Origin of the sequence: Pseudomonas sp. DWP3-1-2 (assembly GCF_049896285.1) — a bacterium.
Classification (GTDB): domain Bacteria; phylum Pseudomonadota; class Gammaproteobacteria; order Pseudomonadales; family Pseudomonadaceae; genus Aquipseudomonas.
Genome location: NZ_JAFCTZ010000007.1, coordinates 71,616 through 96,368, shown reverse-complemented (window position 1 = coordinate 96,368; position 24,753 = coordinate 71,616). Strand labels below are relative to the sequence as shown.

At 59.5% G+C, this 24,753-nt stretch carries 19 protein-coding genes; 10 read left to right on the top strand and 9 right to left on the bottom strand.

Features of this window, described 5'->3' with window-relative positions:
• Positions 1-251 precede the first annotated feature (251 nt).
• A complete protein-coding gene (locus tag ACP7B0_RS16425) occupies positions 252-2,015 on the top strand; it encodes a cation:proton antiporter (RefSeq protein WP_426142485.1) in 1,764 nt (587 codons plus the stop codon).
• A 35-nt stretch (positions 2,016-2,050) separates the two neighbouring features.
• Here ACP7B0_RS16425 and ACP7B0_RS16420 read toward each other — a convergent pair whose 3' ends face one another.
• The 3 genes from ACP7B0_RS16420 to uvrD all read right to left on the bottom strand — a co-directional run bounded on the left by ACP7B0_RS16420 (position 2,051) and on the right by uvrD (position 6,407).
• The gene (locus ACP7B0_RS16420) at positions 2,051-2,458 is read right to left on the bottom strand and encodes an SMI1/KNR4 family protein (protein WP_426142484.1); all 408 of its coding nucleotides are present in this window, start codon (positions 2,456-2,458) and stop codon (positions 2,051-2,053) included.
• 133 nt (positions 2,459-2,591) lie between these two features.
• The gene (locus tag ACP7B0_RS16415) at positions 2,592-3,446 is read right to left on the bottom strand and encodes a Tim44 domain-containing protein (protein ID WP_426142483.1); all 855 of its coding nucleotides are present in this window, start codon (positions 3,444-3,446) and stop codon (positions 2,592-2,594) included.
• Between the two features lie 777 nt (positions 3,447-4,223).
• On the bottom strand, positions 4,224-6,407 hold the full coding sequence (uvrD, locus tag ACP7B0_RS16410) for a DNA helicase II (RefSeq protein WP_426142481.1): 2,184 nt from the start codon (positions 6,405-6,407) through the stop codon (positions 4,224-4,226).
• 245 nt (positions 6,408-6,652) lie between these two features.
• Here uvrD and ACP7B0_RS16405 point away from each other — a divergent pair, with 245 nt between their 5' ends.
• From ACP7B0_RS16405 to ACP7B0_RS16395, 3 genes are all read left to right on the top strand, one after another.
• On the top strand, positions 6,653-9,160 hold the full coding sequence (locus ACP7B0_RS16405) for a putative bifunctional diguanylate cyclase/phosphodiesterase (RefSeq protein WP_426142480.1): 2,508 nt from the start codon (positions 6,653-6,655) through the stop codon (positions 9,158-9,160).
• Positions 9,161-9,312: 152 nt separating this feature from the next.
• Positions 9,313-10,179 (top strand): transcriptional regulator HexR, encoded by an 867-nt coding sequence (gene hexR, locus ACP7B0_RS16400; RefSeq protein WP_426142479.1) that lies wholly within the window; start codon positions 9,313-9,315, stop codon positions 10,177-10,179.
• Between the two features lie 100 nt (positions 10,180-10,279).
• A complete protein-coding gene (locus ACP7B0_RS16395; RefSeq protein ID WP_426142478.1) occupies positions 10,280-10,498 on the top strand; it encodes a PA3496 family putative envelope integrity protein in 219 nt (72 codons plus the stop codon).
• On the opposite strand, the gene ACP7B0_RS16390 is transcribed toward ACP7B0_RS16395, so the two are convergent.
• Positions 10,452-11,402: a LysR family transcriptional regulator gene (locus ACP7B0_RS16390; RefSeq protein WP_426142477.1), complete on the bottom strand. Its 951-nt coding sequence runs from the start codon at positions 11,400-11,402 to the stop codon at positions 10,452-10,454. The genes ACP7B0_RS16395 and ACP7B0_RS16390 overlap by 47 nt on opposite strands.
• Before the next feature lie 220 nt (positions 11,403-11,622).
• On the opposite strand from ACP7B0_RS16390, the gene ACP7B0_RS16385 reads away from it, so the two are divergent.
• The 4 genes from ACP7B0_RS16385 to ACP7B0_RS16370 all read left to right on the top strand — a co-directional run bounded on the left by ACP7B0_RS16385 (position 11,623) and on the right by ACP7B0_RS16370 (position 16,686).
• Entirely contained in the window at positions 11,623-13,038 is a 1,416-nt protein-coding gene (locus ACP7B0_RS16385) for an acetyl-CoA carboxylase biotin carboxylase subunit (protein ID WP_426142476.1), read from the top strand.
• Between the two features lie 11 nt (positions 13,039-13,049).
• On the top strand, positions 13,050-14,858 hold the full coding sequence (oadA, locus tag ACP7B0_RS16380; RefSeq protein WP_426142475.1) for a sodium-extruding oxaloacetate decarboxylase subunit alpha: 1,809 nt from the start codon (positions 13,050-13,052) through the stop codon (positions 14,856-14,858).
• A 227-nt stretch (positions 14,859-15,085) separates the two neighbouring features.
• Positions 15,086-16,411 (top strand): type II toxin-antitoxin system HipA family toxin, encoded by a 1,326-nt coding sequence (locus tag ACP7B0_RS16375; RefSeq protein ID WP_426142474.1) that lies wholly within the window; start codon positions 15,086-15,088, stop codon positions 16,409-16,411.
• Complete coding sequence (locus tag ACP7B0_RS16370) at positions 16,408-16,686, top strand: helix-turn-helix domain-containing protein (protein ID WP_426142473.1); 279 nt, start codon at positions 16,408-16,410, stop codon at positions 16,684-16,686. Before ACP7B0_RS16375 ends, ACP7B0_RS16370 begins: the two co-directional genes overlap by 4 nt.
• Before the next feature lie 73 nt (positions 16,687-16,759).
• On the opposite strand, the gene ACP7B0_RS16365 is transcribed toward ACP7B0_RS16370, so the two are convergent.
• The 3 genes from ACP7B0_RS16365 to ACP7B0_RS16355 are packed head-to-tail and all read right to left on the bottom strand — an operon-like array spanning position 16,760 to position 18,523.
• Positions 16,760-17,431 (bottom strand): GNAT family N-acetyltransferase, encoded by a 672-nt coding sequence (locus tag ACP7B0_RS16365; protein ID WP_426142472.1) that lies wholly within the window; start codon positions 17,429-17,431, stop codon positions 16,760-16,762.
• Positions 17,432-17,442: 11 nt separating this feature from the next.
• The gene (locus ACP7B0_RS16360) at positions 17,443-17,889 is read right to left on the bottom strand and encodes a GNAT family N-acetyltransferase (protein WP_426142471.1); all 447 of its coding nucleotides are present in this window, start codon (positions 17,887-17,889) and stop codon (positions 17,443-17,445) included.
• A gap of 10 nt (positions 17,890-17,899) precedes the next feature.
• Positions 17,900-18,523, bottom strand: a complete 624-nt coding sequence (locus ACP7B0_RS16355; RefSeq protein WP_426142470.1) for an FMN-binding negative transcriptional regulator — start codon at positions 18,521-18,523, stop codon at positions 17,900-17,902.
• Positions 18,524-18,612: 89 nt separating this feature from the next.
• Between ACP7B0_RS16355 and ACP7B0_RS16350 the strand changes: the two genes are divergently transcribed.
• Positions 18,613-20,160, top strand: a complete 1,548-nt coding sequence (locus ACP7B0_RS16350; protein ID WP_426142468.1) for a PLP-dependent aminotransferase family protein — start codon at positions 18,613-18,615, stop codon at positions 20,158-20,160.
• Positions 20,161-20,412: 252 nt separating this feature from the next.
• Positions 20,413-21,624, top strand: coding sequence for a YeeE/YedE family protein (locus ACP7B0_RS16345; protein WP_426142467.1), 1,212 nt, complete (start codon positions 20,413-20,415; stop codon positions 21,622-21,624).
• Positions 21,625-21,676: 52 nt separating this feature from the next.
• Here ACP7B0_RS16345 and ACP7B0_RS16340 read toward each other — a convergent pair whose 3' ends face one another.
• Together ACP7B0_RS16340 and tkt are read right to left on the bottom strand one after the other, a co-directional pair.
• A complete protein-coding gene (locus ACP7B0_RS16340; protein ID WP_426142466.1) occupies positions 21,677-22,354 on the bottom strand; it encodes an NYN domain-containing protein in 678 nt (225 codons plus the stop codon).
• A gap of 227 nt (positions 22,355-22,581) precedes the next feature.
• Complete coding sequence (gene tkt, locus ACP7B0_RS16335; RefSeq protein ID WP_426142464.1) at positions 22,582-24,657, bottom strand: transketolase; 2,076 nt, start codon at positions 24,655-24,657, stop codon at positions 22,582-22,584.
• Positions 24,658-24,753: the final 96 nt, after the last annotated feature.

The window sequence follows — 24,753 nt, the reverse complement described above, 5'->3', positions numbered from 1 at the left end:
TTGCACCTTATGGCGGTGCTTATGGGTCGTTTATCAACAAGAACAGTTATCGGGACGCACGGCGAACAGATGCCGTCACGCGCCCGTAGCGATCTGTTTCCATATATTGCACCGGCTTTCCCAAGGAATGCGCGGTGTTAACCTGCGAAAGCCCGTGGATCGGGTTATTTCCTACGCAATAAGCCGAATTTTCGCCCTGACGGTCTCGCAGTGGCGAGGCTACGAGGCCGACCACTCAAGGAGCCGAAACCATGCATGCCATCAGTTTTATTCAGGATCTGGCGGTCATCATGCTGGTGGCGGGGGTTGTCACCATTCTCTTTCATCGTCTGAAGCAGCCGGTGGTACTGGGTTATATCGTAGCGGGTTTCATTATTGGCCCGCACACACCGCCGTTCGGCTTTATCCACGACGAGCAGACCATCAAGACCCTCGCCGAATTGGGGGTGATTTTCCTGATGTTCTGCCTCGGCCTCGAATTTAGCCTGCGCAAACTGTTCAAGGTGGGTGCCACGGCGTTTATCGCGGCGTTTCTGGAAATCACCCTGATGATCTGGATCGGTTACGAGATCGGTCAGTTCTTCGGCTGGAATCCCATGGATTCTCTGTTCCTCGGCGCGATTCTGGCGATTTCCTCGACGACCATCATCGTCAAGGCGCTCAACGATCTGAAGATGAAAAACCAACACTTTGCCCAGTTGATCTTTGGCGTGCTCATCGTCGAGGACATTCTGGGGATTGGCATTATCGCGCTGCTGTCAGGGCTCGCCGTCAGCGGGAACGTCAGTTCCGGGGAGGTATTCTCCACGGTGGGGAAGCTTTCTCTGTTCATGATTGTGGCGTTGGTGATTGGTATTTTGCTGGTGCCGCGTCTGCTGGGCTACGTTGCGAAATTCGAAAGCAACGAGATGCTGCTGGTCACGGTGCTGGGCCTGTGTTTCGGCTTCTGTCTGCTGGTGGTCAAGCTGGAATACAGCATGGTCCTGGGCGCGTTTTTGATCGGAGCAATCATGGCCGAGTCTCGTCAGTTGCTGAAAATAGAGCGCTTGGTAGAACCCATTCGCGACATGTTCTGCGCGATTTTCTTTGTCGCCATCGGCCTGATGATTGATCCGCAAATCCTCCTCGATTACGCCTGGCCGATCGCTGTCATTACGGTTGCCGTCGTACTGGGCAAGATACTGTCCTGTGGCCTTGGTGCGTTTATCGCCGGCAATGACGGCAAAACCTCACTGCGCGTCGGAATGGGCCTTTCGCAGATCGGCGAATTCTCCTTCATCATCGCGACACTGGGGGTGACGTTGCAGGTCACCAGCGACTTTTTATACCCGGTGGCCGTGGCCGTTTCGGTGATCACCACGCTGCTGACACCGTATCTGATACGCGCAGCGGATCCGCTGTCCCACAAGCTGGCGAGCATCGTGCCGCAACGCGTGGCCCGGGTGTTCGGCATGTATGGCGAATGGTTGCGCAGCATTCAACCCCAGGGCGAAGGCGCACTGCTGGCGTCGATGATCCGCAGGATCCTGCTGCAGGTGGGGGTCAATCTGGCACTGGTGATGGCGATTTTCTTTGGCGGCGGCTACTTCGCCAAACACATCGGCCAGTGCATGAGCGAGTGGGTCACTGATGTGAGCCAGCAGAAAGCCTGGATTTGCGGCGCAGCGCTGTTGCTGTCGCTGCCTTTTCTGATCGCGGCTTACAGAAAGCTCAAGGCGCTGTCGATGTTGCTGGCTGAAATGGGGGTCAAGCCGGAGATGGCGGGTCGTCATACGGCGCGCGTGCGCAAGGTGATCGCAGAGGTCATTCCGTTATTGTCGTTGCTGGGGATTTTCCTGCTGCTGGCGGCCTTGTCAGCGAGCATTCTGCCGACCAGCGAACTGTTGATTCTGATTGCAATCATTGCGGCGATTGTCGCTGCCGTCGCGTGGCGCTGGTTTATCCGTGTGCATACGCGCATGCAGATCGCGTTGCTGGAAACCCTGGGCAATCATCAGGAGCCGTCCGAGCATTGAGCGCCGGCACGGCTCCTGAGTGCGGCGTGTGGAACTCAGCTTTCCAGCCAGACGTCCCGCGCCCAGTGCCAGACCGATTCCCAGCTTTCTTCAGTGACCAGCTCTTCTTCGCCGGACCACAGCACCACGGTGCCGTCTTCTTCGACGCAGTAGTAGTCTTCGCCATCCTGGCAGATCGGGATCAATTCACGGGGAACGCCGATGTCCCACGCATTGGCGGCTACTTCGGGAAGGTAGGTATGCGATCCCGGATCGGTGATGGTCACCGGTTCCAGGCTGCCATACACCACATCGCTGACCGTCAGCAGGAATTCCTTGAAGACGAACGGGATGTTGATGAATAGCTGCTCTTCGACCTCAACCAATTGATCTTCGTCAGGCAACTCCAGCGGAACCGGGACAGGTTCATTCGCTTCGCGTAACTGTTCAATGACTTCTTCCACGGCCTGGCTCCTCTAAACTGATGGCGCGGTTTATACAGTAGCGTAAAGCCTTTCTCAAAATAACTATTCGAACGGATAAAACAAAACCCCGGACAAGTCCGGGGTTTCGGGTGACGCTTTCCTACGCAGCGGATCAGCCGTTCTGGCGGATCCCGGCCAGCAACCAAGGCTGGTCGTCGCCTTGAGCGCGCTCCATGTTCCAGCTCTCGCTGAACACTTCGCCCTGGTCAAAACGCGAAGTCTTGGAAACGCCGCTGAAGGTCAGCGTCGCGATGGTTTTGTCTGCACGATCATCCACGCCGTCAAGCTGAACGTTCAGGTTGTCGATGTAGGTCGACTGGAAGCCGTCGCCCAGATCAGCACGTTCCTTTTTCAGGAACTGCAGCATTTGCGGGGTCACGAACTCCGAGATCTTGTCCATCTCGTTGGCATCCCAGTGCTGTTGCAGCGACTGGAAGTGACTACGGGCGGCTTCGATGAAGCGGGTTTCATTAAACCATGCCGGTGCGTTGATCACGGGCGCTGCGGCCGCAGAAGAACCGCCACCGAAGATCGGGTTTTGCGCAGGCTGTTGAGCGCTTTCACGCTGATAAGCAGCAGGACCGGCAGCCGTGGCCATTTGCGGGTCTTGTTGCTTGCGACGACGGGCCGCGATGAAGCGGAAGATCAGGAAGGCGATGACCGCCATGATCAGGATGTCGAAGATCTGCATCCCCTGGAAGCCGTCGCCCATGAACATGGAAGCGAGCAGGCCACCGGCAGCGAGACCGGCCAATGGGCCGAGCCAGCGCGAGGCACCGCTTGCAGCGGCCGCAGGACGACCGGCAGCATTAGGCGCAGCAGCAGGGGTGGCAGGAGCAGTCTGGCGCGCCTGATGTGTCGGCGCCGAGCCCATGCTCTTGCCGCCACCGAGACGCGCAGCGTTGACATCAAGGCTCATGGTGAGCCCGATGCAAAGCGCCATAGCGATGCTTAGAAAACGTTGCATAAGGGTATTCCCGTTTGTGGATTGCACGCGCGCCATCTTGCATAGAGCCTGTGTATCTGGCTAGCGGCCAAATGTTTCCGGCTTTTGCGTAAAAGCCTGAAGACCCTATAAAGGTTGGTCTGTAGGCCGTAGGTGAAAGTTCTGTAGGAAGTCTTCATCGGGCCTGATCTTCTATATGGAGCTGACAGGCGGAAGATTCAAGCTGAGACGGCGCCGCGTTCGCACGACCTTCCTGACACCGTGGGACCGGCTTTATCCGGGAAGGGGTATTTCAGGCGATGCAGATGCACCGAAGGCCCTGGTGTCTTCCCGGCTGAAGCCGGTCCCACGAGGTATGAAGGTCCCGCGATCTGAACTGACCCCCCAAAAGCTGCACGGTCTTGTCAGGCAGCTCGCGGCCGGGTTCTGTAGGGGTTCGCACTGTGGGACCGGCTTTAGCCGGGAAGGGTATTTCAGGCGATGCAGATGCACCGAACGCCCTGGTGTCTTCCCGGCTAAAGCAGGTCCCACGAGCCCTGAAGGTCCCGCGATCTGAACTGCCCCCCAAAAGCTGGACGGTCTTGTCAGGCAGCTCGCGGCCGGGTTCTGTAGGCGTTCGCACCGTGGGACCGGCTTTAGCCGGGAAGGGATATTTCAGGCGAGGCAGATGCAGCGAACGCCCTGGCTTCTTCCCGGCTAAAGCTGGTCCCACGAGGCGTGAAGGTCCCACGAGGTGAACAACAATTCCCGGCTGAAGCCGACCCTCCGCACAGTCATCTCGCGAATGATCGTTTCGACTCAAATTGCTTCCAGCTTCGCGTAGCCCATCATCAGCCACTTGCTGCCTTCCGCGAAATTGACCTGTACCCGCGCCTGGGCGCCTGCGCCTTCGAAGTTCAGGATGACGCCTTCGCCAAACACCGCATGTTGCACACGCTGGCCCAGGCTGAAAGCTGTATCCGGGATTCCGGTGCCGTTGAACAGGCTGCTGGTGCTGACTTTTTGCGTGCCACCAAATGGGCGACTGACGCTATTGGACAGGCGCACTTCCTGGATCAGCGACGGCGGAATCTCGCGTACGAAGCGTGAAACCTTGTTGTAGGTTTCACTGCCGTACAGGCGTCGGGTTTCGGCATAAGTCATGACCAGCTGTTGCATGGCGCGGGTGATGCCGACGTACGCCAGACGCCGTTCCTCTTCAAGACGGCCCGGTTCTTCCAGACTCATCTTGTGCGGGAACAAGCCTTCTTCCATGCCCACCAGGAACACGTAGGGGAACTCCAGGCCCTTGGCGCTGTGCAGCGTCATCAACTGAATGCCGTCTTCGTGCTCTTCAGCCTGAGTATCGCCGGCTTCCAGGGAAGCATGGCCCAGGAACGCCGCCAGTGGCGTCAGCTCGGCATCTTCTTCGGCGTTCTCGAAGTTGCGCGCCGCGCTGACCAGTTCCTCAAGGTTTTCTACCCGGGCCTGGCCTTTTTCGCCTTTCTCTTCCTTGTGATAGTTGATCAGGCCGGATTGCTCGATGACCGTTTGTGTCATCAGGTGCAGCGGCATTTCCATGACCTTGGCGGCCAGGTTTTCGATCAGTTCGACGAACAGACCCAGCGCCCCGGCAGCCCGCCCGGTCAAGCCTTTATTGGCGATCAGTTGGCGCGTGGCTTCCCACATGGACACATCGGCATGGCGCGCGTGCTGACGAATGGCCTCAACGGTTTTTTCGCCGATCCCCCGCGCAGGCACGTTGATGACCCGCTCAAGCGCCGCATCGTTGCCGCGGCCTTCCAGCAGGCGCAGGTAAGCCATGGCGTTCTTGATTTCGGCGCGTTCGAAGAAGCGCTGGCCACCATAAATTCGGTACGGAATCCGCTCGCGCAGCAACGCTTCTTCAAGCACCCGCGACTGGGCGTTGGAGCGGTAAAGAATGGCGATATCGCTGCGCGCCAGCCCCGTCTTGAGTGCGCTCTCGATGGTTTCCACTACGTAACGGGCTTCGTCGTGCTCGTTGAAGGCGGCATACAGATTGATCAGTTCGCCATCGCCGACATCCGTCCACAGCTCTTTGCCCATGCGGCCGCTGTTGTTGATGATCAGGCCGTTGGCCGCCTTGAGGATGCTGGCGGTGGAGCGATAGTTCTGTTCCAGGCGGATGACTTCGGTGTCGGGAAAGTCATCGGAATACTGGTGAATGTTCTCGATTTTCGCGCCGCGCCAGCCGTAGATGGACTGATCGTCATCGCCCACCACCATCAAGCTGTCGCCGCCTTGGGCCAACAGACGCAACCAGGCGTACTGCACGGCGTTGGTGTCCTGGAATTCGTCGACCAGAACATGGCGGAAGCGGCGCTGGTAATGGGCAAGCAGGCCGGGATTGTCACGCCACAGGTCAAGGGCGCGCAGCAGCAGCTCGGAAAAGTCGATGACCCCGGCACGCTGGCAAGCCACTTCGTAGGCTTCGTAGATCGACTTCATGGTGGCCAGGAACAGATCACCGCTGGCCTGGATATGCTTGGGGCGCAGGCCTTCGTCTTTCTGGCCATTGATGAACCACTGGGCCTGTTTGACAGGCCAGCGCTGCTCGTCCAGGCCCAGCTCGCGGATGACCCGCTTGACCAGACGCGTCTGATCATCGCTGTCCAGGATCTGGAACGTCTGCGACAGCCCCGCTTCCTGCCAGTGCGCCCGCAACAAGCGGTGCGCCAGGCCGTGGAAGGTGCCGACCCACATGCCTGCCGGGTTGATCCCCATCAGTTGCTCGATGCGGTGGCGCATCTCCGCAGCCGCCTTGTTGGTGAACGTCACCGACAAAATGGAGTGTGGCGAGGCTTGCTCGACCTGGATCAACCAGGCGATGCGGTGCACCAGCACACGGGTTTTGCCGGAACCAGCGCCGGCCAGGACCAACTGACGACCCACGGAGGCAGCTACGGCCTGGCGTTGGGCATCGTTGAGGGAGTTAAGCAGAAGGGAGAGGTCATCGCGCATCGGCGCATTCTAGGGTGCCGAGCGAAACCGGGCAAACCATGCTTTGCACCAGACGATAAACGCGCAGTGCCGGACGACCGGCCAGTCAGCCGAAACAACCGTGGCCCGCCGTCGAATAATTGATCTGCGTACGCACAAAAAGCACACCTGACTGCTATTTATATTGAGCGAGACAGTTTGGTCCGTGGCGGCGCTTGTGTATGCTCCGCGCACGCTCAAGGCCCTTACCATTATAAGAATCCGCCATGACTTTCAGCTTCAGTGCCGAGGAAGCGACCGCTGCTGACCGGCGCACCATCCCCCGGCAGTTCGCCACCCAGTTGGCGGTCGAGCGCACACGTCTGTTGTATCAAGGCTCGTTGTTGCCAACACTGCTCATGTTTATCAATGGCCTGGTCTGCGCCTGGCTGCTGTGGAGCCCGCAACGCTACCTGCTGGTGGCCATCTGGCTGGGCTGGCTGTCAGCGCTGATCAGCCTGCGCGTTATCCAGGCTGCGGCGTTTCGCGGTGCTTCCCCGGACCGACAGGCGCAGCCCGTCTGGGGGCGGATGTTCCTGCTGGGGGCCGGGGCCAGCGGGCTGACGCTGGCCAGCGCCGCGCTGGTGTTGGTGCCGGTGGAAAACTTCCAGCAGCAGGCCTGGGTATTTGGCCTGATTGGCGCAGCCACCTTGTCTGCCAGCGTCGCCTATGCCGCCAGTATCCCGGCGTTCCTGACCTTTACGTTGCCCTGCCTGCTGCCACCGATCATTTATCTGTTTTGGGGGGGCGATGTTCCGTTGCGTGGCTGGGGCTGGCTCGGGCTGATTCTTATGTTCGCGCTTATCGTGGTCGCCTGGCAGGTGAACCGGTTGATCGAGCGCGGGCTGAACCGGCGTTTTCAGAATCAGGCTCTGATCGAACATCTGCAGCAGGCACAAGCCAGAAGCGACCAGCTCAATTGTGAACTGGCCCGGGAAATCGAACAGCGTCGCAACGCCGAGCAGGGCTTGCGTGAAGCGCAGGCGGGCCTGGAAGAGCGCGTTGCCCAGCGCACGCTTGAGCTGGAAGAGGCTAACCAGACGCTCAGCCAAAGCCCGCCGCGCCTGGCTGCGACGGTATTTGAGGCGGCCAGCGAAGGCATCGTGATCTTCGACCCTGACTACACCATTCTCACCTTCAATCAGGCGTTCAGTCGGGTCACGGGCTACCAGCACGAAGACCTGGTGGGACGCAAAGTGACAGAAGTGGCCAGCAGCCGCGATGCCCGCCGTCATTTCCAGGCCATTCATCAGGCGCTGGAGCAGACCGGAAGCTGGCAAGGCGAATTGGTTGAAACCCGCAAGAACGGCGAGCTGTATCCCCAGTGGTTGCAGTTGAGCGCCGTGCGCGATCCGGCTGGGAAGGTGAGTCATATTGTCGGCTTCTTCGCCGATCTTTCCGCGCGGCGGGAATCCGAACAGCGCATGCGCTATTTGACGCACTTCGATGAGCTGACCGGGCTGGCCAATCGCTCACTGTTCACCGAGCGCCTGCGCGAAGCGAATCTGCGCGTTCGTCAGGGCGGTCGAAGCCTGGCATTGCTGCATATCAATCTGGACCGTTTCAAACTGCTCAACGACAGCCTCGGCCATGACGTCGCTGACCTGTTGCTCAAGCAGGTGGCCCGTCGATTGACCAGCGCGCTGCCTGAAGCCGACACCATCGCCCGGCTGTCGGGGGACGAGTTTGCCGTGTTGTTCGATGCCTACGCTAACTTGTCCAGTCTGGCCCGGGTGACCAGCCGACTGTTGGCCAAATTGCGCACGCCCATTGCGGTGGGGGGCCATGAATTGGTGGTCAGCGCCTCGGTGGGAATCAGCCTGTTGCCGGACTCCGCACGGGAGATTCCGGCGCTGGTCAGCCAGGCCAATATGGCGATGCAACATGCCAAGCATCTGGGCGGAAACAACTTCCAGTTCTACACCGAAAGCCTGCAAGCCAGCACCCTCGAGCGCTTACAGCTGGAAATCCAGCTGCGCAAGGCCATCGAAGAGCGCCAGCTGGAAGTTTTCTATCAACCCAAGCTGTGCCTGGCTTCCGGTCGGCTCAATGCGGTCGAGGCCCTGGTGCGTTGGCGTCACCCCGAGATGGGCATGGTGCCGCCGGGGGATTTTATCGGGTTGGCAGAGGAGACCGGCCTGATTGGCGCTATCGGTGAGTTCGTGTTGCGCGAATCCTGCCGTCAGGCCTGTGAATGGCAACGCCAGGGGCTCGACCCGATGCGCGTTTCGGTCAACCTGTCCGTGCATCAGTTGCGTCAGGGCAAGCTGGTCAGTCTGGTGCGTCAGGTTCTGGAAGAAACCGGTCTGGCGCCGCAATGGCTGGAACTGGAACTCACCGAGAGCCAACTGCTGGACAGCGTGGAACACATCATCGCGACCTTTCATCAGTTGCGCGAATTGGGCGTGAAACTGGCTATCGACGATTTCGGCACCGGCTATTCTTCCCTGAGTTACCTCAAGCGCTTCCCGGTGGACTACGTAAAAATCGACCAGGCATTTATTCGCGGATTGGGTGAGGGCACCGAAGACGCGGCGATCACCCGCGCGATCATTGCCATGGCCCATAGCCTCGGTTTGCAGGTCGTGGCGGAGGGGGTCGAGAATGAGGCGCAACTGGACTTTCTCAAGACCAACGGCTGTGACGAGGTGCAGGGTTATTTGATCAGTCGGCCGATTGAAGCGGGAGCGTTGGCAGGGGTTTTGAATGACTATGCCACCAGAGATGGCGGGTAACGTCGGCTGCTTCCTACATCATCTTTGGATATGTCCCTCAATCACCGGCGCATAACGGGCCAAGCTCGTTTAACTGGGCGTCCCGCAGGTCATGTAGTATAACTACAAGAAAGCTACATCCCGGCCAACGTAACCTTTATCGAGTCTGCCCCTTGAATCTCCTGCAACACATTGCCCAGTCACGCGATCTGCTACGCAAATCGGAACTTAAAGTCGCCGATCACGTGCTGCTCGACCCTGCGGCTGTGATGCACAGTTCCATGGCCGATCTGGCTCACAGCGTCGGCATCAGCGAACCCACCATCGTGCGATTCTGCCGCGCAATCGGTTGCACCGGTTTTCAGGACCTGAAGCTCAAACTGGCGCAAAGCCTGGCGGCGGGGGCGAGTTTCGGTCAGTTCGCGATTCATGAAGACGACTCGGTTGCCGACTACAGCCTGAAGATTTTCGACACCACGCTGCACACCTTGATGGAAGTGCGCGAGAACCTTGATCCCCACGCCTTGCAGTTGGCGGTGAGCGCCATGGCGGCGGCCAAGCGTGTGGAGTTCTACGGGTTTGGCGCGTCTGGCGCGGTGGCGGCAGATGCCCAGCACAAGTTCTTCCGGTTGCTGCTCAGTGCAGCGGCCTATTCCGATCCGCACATGCAGGCCATGTCGGCGGTGACGTTGAAGCCTACGGATGTCGCGGTGTGCATTTCCCAGTCCGGTCGCTCCAAGGATTTGCTGATTACCGCCAATCTGGTCCGGGAAAGCGGCGCCACCTTGATCACCTTATGCCCGAGCCAGACGCCATTGGCAGAGCTGTCGTCGGTGAACCTGGCCATCGACGTGCACGAAGACACGGAAATCTACACCCCGCTGACCTCGCGTATCGCCCACCTGGTGGTGATCGACGTGTTGGCCATGGGCGTTGCCATGGCCCGTGGGCCGAGCCTGGTCAATCACTTGAAGAGCGTTAAACGCAGCCTTCGCAGCCTTCGCCTGTCGCCCAAGTCGGTCAAATCCCACGAGGATTGATGGCCTGACGGATTCGTCATCAATTCGTCATCGTTGCGCCCTCTATTCGTCACCAATGATGCCCATTCTGTAATCCCACAAACGCATTGGGAGACAGGATATGGCTCGGCATCATGATGACTCCAACAGCACCGTCAAAACCCGTCGTCAGCAGGAAGACCAGCGCCGTATGGCGTTTCGCCGTGCGATCGAAAGCTATTCGGAAGAGCGCAAACTGAATCAAGCTCTCTCAGACTTCGATGACAGTATGTCCGGCAATTTCTGGCAAGCCTCTAAGACGTCGGAAGGCGCCCGTCGAAACGCTCGACAAGCTGGCTGATCTTTGCGCGTTCGGTGCGGATGAACCCAAGGAAGGCGTGAGCCACGGGTGACAGGCGTCTGTCCCGCGCTTGCACCACGCACCAACTGCGATACAACGGCAACTCCGCCACGGGCAGCTCGATGAGCAAGCCAGTGGCGAGTTCCAGGCTGACGGCATGCCGGGTGAGCAACGCAATGCCCAGCCCGGCCACGACGCATTCGCGCTGCGCTTCGTGGGACGCAACCTCCAGTGTCTGTGTGAAATGCACGCGCTTGTCCTTGAAATATTCCTCGCACGCTTTGCGCGTTCCCGAACCGTTTTCGCGAATCAGCAGCGGATAGGGCTCCAGGTCCTTCAGCGTCAGAGGTTGTCCGCTGCACAGCGCGTGGTCGGGCGGCGCCACCGCGACAATCGGATTGTTCAGAAAGGGCAGAAACTCCAGCCCCATGTCCTGCGGCACCATGGACATCACCACCAGGTCATCGCGGTTGTCGGAAAGGCGTTTGATGACCTGCGCACGGTTGACGACCGTCAGGTTGAGGATGACTTCCGGGTAGTTGCGCTTGAAGGCGGCGAACAGATGCGGCACGAAGTACTTGCAGCTCGACTCGACCGCCAGCTTGAGCTGGCCTTGCAGCGAGCCCTGCAGATCAGTGAGTTGCATGTCCAGGCTTTCCAGCCGCCCGAAAATGTCGCGGCTGGCCAGTTGCAGCGCCTCGGCGGCCTCGGTCAGGTACAGTTTTTTGCCGACATATTCGAACAGCGGCTGGCCGATCAGCTCTTCAAGCTGGCGTATCTGCAAGCTGACAGCCGGTTGGGTGAGGGCCATTTCATCCGCCGCGCGACTGTACGAGCGCAAATCACAGACTTCGTTGAAAATCCGTAATTGACGCAATGTCATACGCATCAATGACTTACGCATTTGCAGCGCCTCCCTCCAATAGCTGAAGCGCCAACTATAAGCTTTTACTTATAGTCATCCCAATATTTACTCATTTTTGTTAATCCTCGATCCGGCATAGGGTGTTCCTGCGACAAGGCACCACATGTGCAGTTACAAAAAAGCAGTGACCGAAGCGATATCCGGTTTCTGCGCCGAGCGGCTTTGCCGGTTCGTCTGTTCAATGGTCGAGGAAATACTCGTGATAACAAAAATCCTGATCGCCAACCGCGGTGAGATCGCTGTCCGTATCGTGCGCGCCTGCGCCGAAATGGGCATCCGCTCCGTAGCGATCTATTCCGACGCCGACCGTCACGCGCTGCACGTCAAACGCGCTGATGAGGCCCACAGCATCGGGGCCGAGCCGCTGGCCGGTTACCTGGACCCGCGCAAGCTGGTCAATCTGGCCATGGAAACCGGTTGTGATGCCTTGCACCCCGGTTACGGATTCCTCTCGGAAAACGCGGAACTGGCGGATATCTGCGCCGAACGTGGCCTCAAGTTCATCGGGCCTTCTGCCGAAGTCATCCGCCGCATGGGTGACAAGACCGAAGCCCGTCGCAGCATGATCAAAGCCGGTGTTCCTGTGACGCCAGGCACCGAAGGCAACGTCGCAGACATTGCCGAAGCCTTGGTGGAGGGCGACCGCATTGGTTATCCGGTCATGCTCAAGGCCACTTCCGGTGGCGGCGGGCGTGGCATCCGACGCTGCAACAGCCGGGAAGAACTGGAACAGGCTTTCCCGCGGGTGATTTCCGAAGCGACCAAGGCATTTGGTTCGGCGGAAGTCTTCCTGGAAAAATGCATCATCAACCCCAAGCACATTGAGGCGCAGATTCTGGGCGACAGTTTCGGCAACGTGGTGCATCTGTTCGAGCGCGACTGCTCGATCCAGCGCCGCAACCAGAAGCTCATCGAAATCGCCCCAAGCCCGCAACTCACGCCGGAACAGCGCGCCTACATCGGTGATTTGTCGGTGCGAGCGGCCAAGGCCGTGGGTTACGAGAACGCCGGCACCGTGGAGTTCCTGCTCGCTGAGGGCGAGGTGTACTTCATGGAGATGAATACTCGGGTGCAGGTGGAACACACCATCACCGAAGAAATCACCGGCATTGATATCGTCCGTGAGCAGATCCGCATCGCTTCCGGCCTGCCGTTGTCGGTCAAGCAGGAAGACATCATCCATCGCGGATTTGCCCTGCAATTCCGGATCAACGCCGAAGACCCGAAAAACAACTTCCTGCCCAGCTTCGGCAAGATCACCCGTTACTACGCGCCCGGCGGCCCCGGCGTGCGAACCGACACCGCGATCTACACCGGCTACACGATTCCGCCGTATTACGACTCCATGTGCCTGAAGCTGATCGTCTGGGCGCTGACCTGGGAAGAGGCGATGGATCGCGGGCTGCGAGCGCTGGACGACATGCGTCTGCAGGGCGTGAAGACCACCGCCGCGTACTACCAGGAAATCCTGCGTAACCCGGAATTCCGCAGCGGTCAGTTCAACACCAGTTTTGTTGAAAGCCACCCGGAACTGACCAACTACTCGATCAAGCGCAAACCCGAAGAGCTGGCCCTGGCCATCGCCGCCGCCATTGCCGCCCATGCAGGCCTGTGAGGAACACGTAAATGTCCAAGAAAATTTTCGTAACTGACACCGTTCTGCGTGACGCCCACCAGTCCCTGCTGGCGACCCGCATGCGCACCGAGGACATGCTGCCGATCTGCGACAAGCTCGACAAAGTGGGCTACTGGTCTCTGGAATGCTGGGGCGGCGCGACGTTCGATGCCTGTGTGCGCTTCCTGAAGGAAGATCCGTGGGAGCGTCTGCGTCAGCTGCGCGCCGCGTTGCCCAATACGCGCCTGCAAATGCTGTTGCGCGGTCAGAACCTGCTTGGCTATCGCCATTACAGCGACGATGTGGTCAGAGCCTTCGTCGCCAAGGCGGCGGTCAACGGCATCGACGTGTTCCGCATCTTCGACGCCATGAACGACGTGCGTAACCTGCGTGTGGCCATCGAAGCGGTCAAAGCCGCAGGCAAACACGCCCAGGGCACCATCGCCTACACCACGAGCCCGGTGCACACCATTGGCGCCTTTGTGGCTCAGGCCAAACAGATGGAAGCCATGGGTTGCGATTCTGTCGCGATCAAGGACATGGCCGGTCTGCTGACCCCTTACGCCACGGGCGAGCTGGTCAAGGCGCTCAAAACCGAGCAATCCCTGCCGGTGTTCATCCATTCCCATGACACGGCCGGGCTGGCCGCCATGTGTCAGCTCAAAGCCATCGAAAACGGTGCCGACCACATTGATACGGCCATCTCCAGCTTCGCCTGGGGCACCAGCCATCCGGGCACCGAGTCGATGGTCGCCGCGCTCAAGGGCAGCGAGTTCGATACCGGCCTGAATCTGGAATTGCTGCAAGAGATCGGCCTGTACTTCTACGCCGTGCGTAAGAAATATCATCAGTTTGAAAGCGAATTCACTTCCGTTGACACCCGAGTGCAGGTCAATCAGGTGCCAGGCGGGATGATCTCCAACCTCGCCAACCAGCTCAAAGAGCAGGGCGCGCTGAATCGCATGAGCGAAGTGCTGGCCGAGATTCCACGGGTTCGCAAAGACCTGGGTTATCCGCCGCTGGTCACCCCGACCTCGCAGATCGTCGGCACCCAGGCGTTCTTCAACGTGTTGGCGGGCGAGCGCTACAAGACCATCACCAATGAAGTGAAGCTGTACCTGCAAGGCGGCTATGGCAAGGCGGCGGGTGAGGTGGATGAAAAATTGCGTCGTCAGGCCATCGGCAACGAAGAGCTGATCGATGTGCGCCCAGCGGACCTGCTCAAGCCGGAAATGACCCGGCTGCGCGGGGAGATCGGTGCGCTCGCCAAGTCTGAGGAAGACGTGCTGACTTACGCGATGTTCCCGGACATTGGTCGCAAGTTCCTCGAAGAGCGTGCCGCCGGTACCTTGAAGCCCGAAGAACTCCTGCCTATCCCCGAAGCCGGAGGCGTGAGCAAGGTGGGCGGCGAGGGTGTGCCGACCGAGTTCGTGATCGATGTGCATGGCGAGAGCTACCGCGTGGATATCACGGGTGTCGGCGTCAAATCCGAAGGCAAGCGCCACTTCTACCTTTCCATCGACGGCATGCCTGAAGAAGTGGTGTTCGAACCGCTCAATGAGTTTGTCGGCGGCGGGGCCAGTAAACGTAACCAGGCTACCGGTCCGGGGCACGTCAGCACCACCATGCCAGGCAACATCGTTGATGTGCTGGTCAAGGAAGGTGACGTCGTCAAAGCCGGGCAGGCCGTGCTGATCACTGAAGCGATGAAGATGGAGACCGAAGTTCAGGCGTCCATCGCCGGCAAGGTCGTGGCCATTCATGTGGCCAAAGGCGACCGCGTGAATCCGGGCGAAATTTTGATCGAGATCGAAGGCTGATCACAGCCTCGGCAAAACGTCTTAACGATTAACCTCTTGGGGAGCGTAATGCTCCCTTTTTTTTGCGTGGCTGTCGCAAATCTCATTCGTAGGCGCGAGCGGGCGGCGTTCCTACAGACTCACTGCATTAAATTGCGTTTTTTCCCGTTTAACGGTTAATAAATGCACTATAGTGCAGATTAAACGGACGGCACTGCCGGGTAAGTGCAATTAATTGCAGGTGGTTCATGTTCAATCTCACCTTACAGGTCTATGGCAACGGGATTTGGCAGGATGCCATGACCTTGTCCTTCGCCGAGCCTTCCCAAGGTTTCCTCGGCCCTTGTCGCTTTGCGTACAAGTCTGCCTACGTCCACGCCCATCTGGACGCTTACCAGAGTCCATTCGCACAGGCCGTTAGCGCGCGTCTGCCGCTGGATTTTGACTCGATTTCATTGCCCGCAGCCCCGGCGTTCCTGCATGACATTGCTCCATCCGGGGCGGCCAAGCGTTTTCTCATTGCGCATATGGGCCGTGAAAAGCCTGAGGGCATGAGCGATGACCTGTATTTGTTGGGGCGCTGTACGCCAGCCCCGGTTGGCAATTTACGCATCAAGGAATCGGTCGAGTCCCTGGACGTAGACGACCCGATGGGGTTCAGTCGCGAGGATGTGGTCAGCCGTGATCAGCGTTTCCTTGAGTACGCTTACGAGCAGGGCGCGGCCATCGGCGGTGCAACGGGCGCCGGTGGTGAAGCGCCGAAGTTATTGATGACTCAGGGAGCGGATGGCCTCCTATACCCGGATGCGATCCTGCCTGACGCGCAGGTCCGCGAGCACTGGTTCATCAAGTTAGCGCGTCATCAGGCACTGGCAAACGATCAAGACATTCTTCGCAGCGAGCATCTGTACTACAAGGCCCTGCAAACGCTGGGTATCGAGACCGTCGCCACTGCCGATCTGGCGCTGGAGGAAGCGAACAAGCCGAGCTTGTGGATGAAGCGCTTTGATCGTCAGACAACGGTGAATGGGGTCGAGCGGTTTGCGGTCGAGTCTATCTACTCGCTGGCGGGCGTGACGCTGGCGGGCAGTGCAATGAGTCACCTGGAAGTCGTTACGCTGTTGGCCAAGCTATGGACTCAGGCCGGTCAACACGCCCAAGTGCCGGAGCTGGTGGCTGAATACCTGCGTCGCGACCTGATCAACCAGATCTTGGGCAACTCGGACAATCATGGCCGCAACACCGCGATCATTCGCGGCACCGACGCGTATTGTCTGGCCCCTATTTATGACCTCGCGCCGATGGTCATGGATGCTGAAGGCGTCACCCGAACGACAAAGTGGCCCAAGACCATCGAGCGGGCAGGCAACGTCGACTGGCGCGCCGCCTGTAGCGCATTGGCCGACATCGTCAATCCGCAGGATGCCTTCGAGCGCTTGCGCCGTGATGCCCGGCAATTGCGAGCACTGCCGGACCTGCTGCGGGACAGTGGCTTGCCGCAAACAACGTTCAACCATCCTGCCATCGCGTTGCGAAACCTCGACCAGCGCTTGATCGCCTGGGGGCTGCAATGACGCTTTCCATGGATGCACGCGCCCTGCTGATCGAAAGCGTCCAGCAAGAGATTGCCGATGGCAGTCTGGAGATAGGGGCCGCCGTCAGACGCTTGCGAGTCGAAGGGGCCGGCCTGCACCAGAGCCCGTTCGCGCGTATGTGCAAGATTTCGGTAAGGACGCTGATCCAGATCGAACAAGGCGAGGGCAATCCGACGTTGAAGTCGTTAAATGCGGTTCTGCGGCCGTTCGGTTTGCAGATGGGCGTGGTGAGGCGGCATCGGCAGATCAGCTGATGTGTCAGGTTGTAAAAAGATCGTGGGAGCGAGCGGGCGGCGCTCCAACGGACGACGGTTGAAGCGCCAGTGATTACCCGCGAAACGCCTCCAGCCCCTTCACCTGTTGCCCGTCCGCGAAATTGCCCTCGCCCAGCCATCCCTCGAATGCCTTTTGCAAGTCAGGCCATTCGCTGTCCAGTATCGAATACCAGGCCGTGTTGCGATTCTTGCCTTTGACCACCATGTGCTGGCGGAAAGTGCCTTCGTAGCTGAACCCGAAACGATCGGCGGCACGCTTGGAGCGGGCATTGTCGCCGTTGCATTTCCACTCCAGACGACGGTAGCCCAGCGCGAAAGCTTCCCTGGCCAGCAGGTAAATCGTTTCGGTGCCTTTGGGCGTGCGCTGCATGGCGGCGCTGAAAGTAACGTGGCCGATTTCGATGCGGCCGTGAGCCGGGACGATGGACATCAGGCTCACGACACCCTCGACCGCGCCCGTGGCCTGATCGACGATGGCGTAGAACCATGGATCGGTGTCGGCGGCGTGGCGCGTCAGCCAGGCGTTGAATTCGTCACGCTGATCAAACGGACCGTAGGGCAGGTAATCCCACAGCTTGGGGTCTGAATTCGGCCCTTCCAGCGCCGTCCACAAACCGTCGCCATGGCGCGCCGCGTCGAGTTTTTCCAGGGTAATGAAGCGTCCTTCGAGGGTCTTGCGGGTCGGCAGGCTAGCCGGTTGCCAGTGCAGTTCATCGTTCGACATGGGCAGACTTCCTAAAGGGCTTTGCGAAATTGAATCAGGCCGGGGCGCTCGGCGATGCGTTCGTAGAGCTGGATGGCGGTGACATTGGTTTCGTGGGTCAGCCAATGCACCTTGTCACAGCCATCCGCCTTGGCGGTCGCGTAAACGTGCTCGATCAACAACCGGCCAATGCCTGTGCCGCGCTCCTGCTGAGCGACGATCAGATCCTGCAGATAGCACGCGTTGGCGATGCTCCAGTTTGATCGATGATAGATGTAATGCACCATGCCGACCGCGTTGCCGTCCTTCCAGGCCAGGGCGGCGTGGGTGGGTTCGCTGGGGTCAAGCAGGCGCTGCCAGGTGGAGGCGCTGACCGTGTCGGGCAATTGGGTGTTGTAGAACTGCAAGTACGCCTGCCAGAGCGGCCACCATGCGGCGTGATCCTGCTCGGTGACGGGGCGAATCTGAATATCAGTCACGGTCTCTCCTTCAGTTCATCAAACGAGCGAGTTCCTGGTCTTTGGCATCAGCGCTGGCAGCCAATCCCTCACGTACACCTGCAATATCAGCGGGGGACCGGTTCTGGCTAAGTTTGCGTTTACCTTCCAGGCGACTGATGGGCAACGCAAAACCGACAATAGCACCGAGCATTTTTCCGATGTAATCGGCGGGGGCATCGTCCACCGACCACGGGCTGGCGCGGCTGGTCTCATGTTTATGGGTCAACCCGCTGACCACCTCCAGCAGACGCTTGGGGTCGGTGAACGCCTCGGCAATGCCGTAAGCGTGAACGGCCAGGTAATTCCAGGTGGGCACCACCTTGCCGTGCTCGGCTTTGGCGGGGTAGAACGACGGGCTGACGTAAGCATCTGCGCCGGGGAAAATCACCATGAGTTGTGCGCCGCTGGCCAACGCCTGGCACTGCGGATTGGCCTTGGCCAGATGCCCATAAAGCGTGCCGTAGGTGCCTTGTTCCGGGTTCAGCAGTAAAGGCAGGTGGCTGGCCTGCAGGCCGTTTTCATCGCAGGTAACCAGAATCGCCAGACGAGTGTGCTCCATTAAGCCGTGAAGGTTTGTGATGTCGTCATCTTTGAAGGCGGCTGGCAGGTACATGAAATTCTCCTTGGCGATGGGTGCAATCCTAGGCAGCCTATTGGATCGTTGTAAGAGCCATTTAAGGCCAATTTGACAGGACCAATGTGATGCCCGAGCGCCCGCTGTCTTTTCCTTTCAACCTGGCTGGTATTGAACTGGACCGCCGTCAGGGCTTGAGTCGTCAGTTGTATCAGGCGCTGCGACAGCGGATTCTCGACGGGCGCTTGAGCAGCGGTACGCGTTTGCCGGCCAGCCGGGACCTTGCCGAGTCGTTGTCCATCTCGCGCAATAGCGTGATGCGCGCCTACGATCAACTCTACGCGGAAGGATTCACCCACGGGCGTATCGGTGACGGCACATACGTCGCGCTGCTGCCCGAAAAGCCGATCCTTCCAGATAAATTATCCACAAAACTGTCCACAGGGTTATCAACAGGCTTACCCACAACCTTATCCACAAAATCGTCCGATTCTCAGCAGATTTCATCGATTGAAGTTATCCACAGCCCGGCACTCGACCGGCTCAAGCGGCATCATCTGAATAAGCCTGCCAAGGGGGCGCCACGCGCTTTTCGGGTAGGCATCCCTGCATTCGATCTGTTTCCGTTTACCGTGTGGGGCAAGCTGCATGCGGCATTTTGGCGCAAAGCTGATTTGCAGACGCTGGGTTACGGCGAGCCTGCGGGAGATGGGCGGCTCAGGGAGTTGATCGCGGTTTATTTGCGCACATCACGGGGCTTGCAGTGCAAGGCTGAGCAAATAGTAATCACCAGCGGTGCGCAACAAGCCATTAGCCTTTGTGCACAGCTGCTGCTTGAGCCGGGTGAGGGTGTCGCGATAGAAAATCCCGGCTACCGCGCGGCCGGTCATGCGTTTGCCCTTGCCGGCGCAACGCTGCGTGGTATTTCGGTGGACGAGGAGGGCATGTGCTGCGCACAACTGGAACACAGCGCGTGCAAACTCGCCTACGTAACGCCTTCACATCAATACCCCATGGGCGTGGTCATGAGTCTGGCGCGACGCCTGGAACTGCTGGCCTGGGCCGAGAAAAACCAAGGCTGGATTGTCGAGGACGATTACGACGGGGAATACCGCTACAGCGGCGCGCCATTGGCTCCCTTGGCCGCATTGGATCGCGTGGGGCGTGTGTTGTATGTCGGCACCTTCGGCAAGATCGTCTACCCGGCGCTGCGGTTGGGGTATCTGGTACTGCCGGTTGGTTTTGTCGAGCCCTTCAGCCAGCGTCGCGCCGTGGACATGCGTCATTCTGAAGCCAGCACCCAAGTGGTGATGGCTGAGTTCATTGCGTCCGGCCACTTTCAGCGCCACATCCGCCGCATGCGTCGCGCCGCCTTGACCCGACGTGACGCTTTGCTGGCCGGCTGGCCTGACAGCGTGCGTGGGTGTAGCCCAATGCCCAAAGTCGTCGCCGGGCTGCACGTCGCGGTCCGGGTGGATAGCCTGGCCAGGGAGCAGGAACTGATCGAAAAGGCCGCAAGCGTGGGCGTCGAAATCACCCCGCTCAGCGATTACTGGCTGCCGGAGTCCTCCGAGCCTGTGGATAACCGCGCCGGACTGGTGCTGGGGTTTGCGGCCGTACCGGAAGTCGATATCGCTGAGGCGCTCGAGAAGCTGCGGCGGGCCTGGCGGGATTAGCCGAGCTATAGAGGCCGGGAATGACCTTGTGGGGGGGCGCCAAAGAGGTCCGACCCGGCAATGTCCTTGCAGGACCGGCTTTAGCCGGGAAAAGGCCCGACCGGCCATACATTTTCTGGCGTCACGCTCGAGGTCTTCCCGGTTGAAGCCGGTCCCACGAGCTGTCGCACAGTTTGCTGCACGGCGGAGTTCCCCCAGGTGTTTTGCCAGCGCGATATACTCGCTGCCATAACTTTTCCACCGAGACTTCCCATGACTACTTCTCTTGCGGTGGCGCCTCGGCGCAAGCCGGGTGCGGCGTTGATTGCTGCTTTTCTATTGTTGTTCGCGCCGATGTTTCTCCTGAGCAGCGTCGGCGTCCGCCAGGTGCTGTTGTTGATTGTCGGTGCGGCGCTGGGCCTGACGCTGTATCACGCGGCCTTCGGTTTTACCTCGGCGTGGCGGGTGTTCATCCGTGAGCGTCGTGGTGCCGGGTTGCGGGCGCAGATGGTCATGCTGGCCATCGCGGTGGTGCTGTTTTTCCCGGCGTTGGGCGCGGGCTCTCTGTTCGGCCAGCCTGTCACCGGTCTGGTCGCACCTGCCGGTGTATCGGTGGTGTTTGGTGCGTTCATCTTCGGCATCGGCATGCAGATGGGCGGCGGCTGCGCATCGGGTACGCTGTTCACGGCCGGTGGCGGTAACGCGCGGATGCTGGTGACGTTGCTGTTCTTTATCATCGGTTCGCTGATCGCCACTCACCACGTCGATTGGTGGTTCTCGCTGCCCTCGTTCCCGGCCACCTCCATCGTGAAAAGCTTCGGCGTGATCCCCGCACTGGTGCTGAGTCTGGCGGTATTTGCCTTGATCGCCTTTATCACACTGCGCCTGGAAAAAAGCCGTCACGGCCAACTGGAAGCTGCAGTGACCAGCGAGCACGTTGGCTTGCGGCGTTTCCTGCGCGGGCCCTGGCCGCTGGTGTGGGGCGCGATTGGTCTGGCATTGCTCAACTACGCGACGCTGGCATTGGCCGGGCGTCCCTGGGGGATCACGTCGGCGTTCGCCTTGTGGGGCGCCAAGGTGGCAGGCTCGGTGGGCGTTGATGTGGGCAGTTGGGCGTTCTGGCAAATGCCAGCCAACGCCAAGGCACTGGCCGCCCCGGTGTGGCAGGACATCACCAGCGTGATGGACATCGGCATCATGATCGGCGCGTTGCTGGCAGCCGGGCTTGCGGGACGATTCGCGCCCAACCTGAAGATTCCGGCTCGCTCGCTGGTGGCGGCCGTAATCGGCGGTTTGCTGTTGGGCTATGGCTCGCGTTTGGCTTATGGCTGCAACATTGGCGCGTACTTCAGCGGCATTGCGTCCGGCAGCCTGCACGGCTGGTTATGGCTCGTGGCCGCGTATGCGGGGAATGTCGTGGGCGTGAAATTCCGGCCGTTCTTTTTCGAGGGTGAGAGGCCGCAAGTCGGGTTGACCGGCTGCTGAATCAAAATGATCTGTTGGAACGAGCGGTCTGGCTGAAAGGCTTTTCGGGTGCTCACCAGTACGCTGGTTTGTCGGCCGGTTTTTTGCGGGTGGGGATACGTGGCGGGAACTGATGCGCAGCAAGCTCGACTTCGGTTACTGCGTGACGCATCCAGTTCGCATGCTGTTTTAAAGAGCCGGGAGCTGTGCGCTGAATACCTTCACGGTGGGGCAGAATGACACCCAAGTGAAGGTCCGGAAAATCTTCGCGAAGGGCTCTCATGGCGGGCGTCATATCGGTATCGGCGGAGACTAAGACAATCTGCTGAGTCCGCTCCTCAGGCCGCAGCGATGATTCTCGAGCGGCGAGACGATACATACTGATCGCAATATGCACATCCGTTTCTTTCTCTTCCAGCTTCCAGATTTCGACTTGATCGTCTCTGGATGCAGGTGTGTTTTTGTCGACAAAACGTGGTGCCTTGCCAGACTCCAGTTGGTGACGGCCATAAAATACGTTTACACCTCGCGCGATCAAGGCGCGCAGGTAGGTATCCTGGGCTTCTTTTGAAGCGATGCCGCGACTGGCCAGTGAGGGTTTGACCCCCGAAGTGAAGAAGTTGACGTCGCTGAGCGTGCTGTCTGGATGCTCGACCCGAATGATATGCGCCAAAAGGGAGCACTTATACGGAGTGCCTGCTAAAAGGCCGTAAAACAGATTGTAGCCGTCGACAAAGCACGCTGTACGCAAGGTTTCAGTCCTTTGAAAACGAAGAAACCGGCCTGGAGGCCGGTTTCTTCACCCCAACGGCCAGTGAACTGAATCACTGCGTACGGGGCTGAGTAGTGAACGCAGTATTCCATAAATAGCCGAAAAGCTGCAAGGGCATCGGTCGTGTGTGATCTATACCGGATATCTCCATTGATGGGAACGCGGAGCATTGCGTGGCCCGCACCCACAAGGTGATTTCATTGAAATCAACGCTCGATCTGCTCCTTCGCCAGCTTCACGATATTTTCCACGGTGAAGCCAAACTTTGCCTGGAGCTTCTCAATGGGAGCTGAAGCGCCGAAGGTGTTCATGACCACTTTGGCGCCGGTATTGCCCACGTAGCGATCCCAACCCATGGGGCCGGCTTGTTCAACCGCGACCCGCGCTGTGACGCTGGGCGGCAAGACGCTGTCGCGGTAAGCCGGATCCTGATCCTCGAACAGTTCCCAGCACGGCATCGACACCATGCGGGCGGCGATCCCTTCTTGTTTCAACTGCTCGAAGGCTTGCACCGCCAGGCCGACTTCACTGCCCGTGGCAATCAGAATCACCTGCGGTTCTGCGTCCTGCGCATCTGCCAGCACATAAGCGCCCTGTGCAAGCCCTTCAGCCGAAGCGTATTGCGTGCGATCCAGCGTCGGCATGGGTTGACGCGACAGAATAATGCACGAGGGGCGACTGGTCTGTGCCAGCGCGATTTTCCAGGCTTGCACGGTTTCGTTGGCGTCCCCGGGGCGCAGCGTCAGCACGCCCGGCGTGGCGCGCAGTTGGGTAAGTTGCTCGATGGGCTGATGCGTCGGGCCGTCTTCGCCCACGCCGATAGAGTCGTGGGTGAAGACGAAAATGACCGGCAGTTCCATGATCGAGGCCAGGCGAATCGGCGGCTTCATGTAGTCGCTGAACACCAGGAACGTCGAGGTGTACGGCCGGACATAGGACAGCGCCATGCCATTGGCGATGGAACCCATGGCGTGCTCGCGGATACCAAAATGCAGGTTGCGCCCGCTGTAGTCCTGGGCGGAATAGCTGCCAGCGCCCTCGAACGTCAGGTTGGTCTTGGTCGAAGGCGACAGGTCCGCCGAACCCCCCAGCAGCCAGGGAATCTGCGCCGCGAATGCGTTGAGCGCCTTGCCCCCGGCAGCCCGTGTAGCGATGCCTTTGGCGTCGGCTTCGAAGGTTTCCAGCTGATCCTGCCATTGATCCGGCATCTCACCGGCACGCATGCGCTGCAATTGATCAGCCAGTTGGGGGTCGCTGCGTTTGAGTTCATTGAGCGTGCCTTCCCAGGCTTCATACGTGCCGCCGTTGCGGCGCACAAGGCTCTCGCGCAGCCAGTCGCGGGCCTCTTCCGGGACCAGGAAGCTGGCGTTCTCATCCCATCCGTAGAATTTTTTGGTCAACTTGATCTCGTCGACGCCCAGGGGTTCGCCATGGGCGGCGGCGGTGTTGTGTTTGTGGGGTGAGCCGTAGCCGATCACGCTGTCCACCACAATCAGGGTGGGCGCATCGTCCGTTTTTTTGAACACTTCAAGGGCTCGAGCCAGCGCCTCGGTGTCGTTGGCGTCCGCCACATGCAGCGTATTCCAGCCATAGCCTTCGAAACGGGTCTGCACGTCTTCGCTGAACGCCAGGTCGGTGTGGCCTTCGATGCTGATGGTGTTGTTGTCGTAGATCCAGCACAGGTTGGACAGCTTCAAGTGCCCGGCCATGGACGCGGCTTCAGCGGTCACGCCTTCCATCATGTCGCCGTCGCCGCACAGCACGTAAACGCTGTAATCGAACAGGGTCTTTTGTGGACGATTGAAATGCTCAGCCAGCCAACGTTCGGCCATGGCCATGCCGACGCTGTTGGCGCAGCCTTGGCCTAGCGGTCCAGTGGTGGTTTCTACACCCGTGGTCATCCGGTATTCCGGATGGCCGGGCGTCTTGGAGTCGAGCTGGCGGAACTGCTGGATGTCTTGAAGGCTCACCGCAGGTTTGCCCGAAGGGTTGCCGTGCTCGTCGATCTCTATCACGCCTGCCAGATGCAACAGGGAATACAGCAGCATCGAGGCGTGACCCACAGACAACACGAAACGGTCGCGATTGGGCCAGTCCGGATGTTCGGGGTGGTAACGCAAAAACCGGTTCCACAGCGTGTAGCCCACCGGGGCCAGCGCCATGGGCGTGCCGGGGTGGCCGGAGTTGGCCTTCTGCACGGCATCCATGGCCAATGTGCGGATGGTGTTGATACAGAGTTGGTCGCGCGCGGTGCTTTGTTCACTCGTTAAAGGCGAGTTCATTGAAATTACCCTCGGTGACGTGCTGCTGAACATCCTGATAAGTGTGGAGCACACCCAAGGGGTGTTTGTTCCTCCTGATTGAGGTGGAGTGGATGG

Coding starts and splice junctions, on each gene's coding strand:
- ACP7B0_RS16425 (WP_426142485.1), top strand. CDS start 252: ATGCATGCCATCAGTTTTATTCAGGATCTGGCGGTCATCATGCTGGTG.
- ACP7B0_RS16415 (WP_426142483.1), bottom strand. CDS start 3,446: ATGCAACGTTTTCTAAGCATCGCTATGGCGCTTTGCATCGGGCTCACC.
- uvrD (WP_426142481.1), bottom strand. CDS start 6,407: ATGCGCGATGACCTCTCCCTTCTGCTTAACTCCCTCAACGATGCCCAA.
- ACP7B0_RS16405 (WP_426142480.1), top strand. CDS start 6,653: ATGACTTTCAGCTTCAGTGCCGAGGAAGCGACCGCTGCTGACCGGCGC.
- ACP7B0_RS16395 (WP_426142478.1), top strand. CDS start 10,280: ATGGCTCGGCATCATGATGACTCCAACAGCACCGTCAAAACCCGTCGT.
- ACP7B0_RS16390 (WP_426142477.1), bottom strand. CDS start 11,402: ATGCGTAAGTCATTGATGCGTATGACATTGCGTCAATTACGGATTTTC.
- oadA (WP_426142475.1), top strand. CDS start 13,050: ATGTCCAAGAAAATTTTCGTAACTGACACCGTTCTGCGTGACGCCCAC.
- ACP7B0_RS16375 (WP_426142474.1), top strand. CDS start 15,086: ATGTTCAATCTCACCTTACAGGTCTATGGCAACGGGATTTGGCAGGAT.
- ACP7B0_RS16370 (WP_426142473.1), top strand. CDS start 16,408: ATGACGCTTTCCATGGATGCACGCGCCCTGCTGATCGAAAGCGTCCAG.
- ACP7B0_RS16365 (WP_426142472.1), bottom strand. CDS start 17,431: ATGTCGAACGATGAACTGCACTGGCAACCGGCTAGCCTGCCGACCCGC.
- ACP7B0_RS16355 (WP_426142470.1), bottom strand. CDS start 18,523: ATGTACCTGCCAGCCGCCTTCAAAGATGACGACATCACAAACCTTCAC.
- ACP7B0_RS16350 (WP_426142468.1), top strand. CDS start 18,613: ATGCCCGAGCGCCCGCTGTCTTTTCCTTTCAACCTGGCTGGTATTGAA.
- ACP7B0_RS16345 (WP_426142467.1), top strand. CDS start 20,413: ATGACTACTTCTCTTGCGGTGGCGCCTCGGCGCAAGCCGGGTGCGGCG.
- tkt (WP_426142464.1), bottom strand. CDS start 24,657: ATGAACTCGCCTTTAACGAGTGAACAAAGCACCGCGCGCGACCAACTC.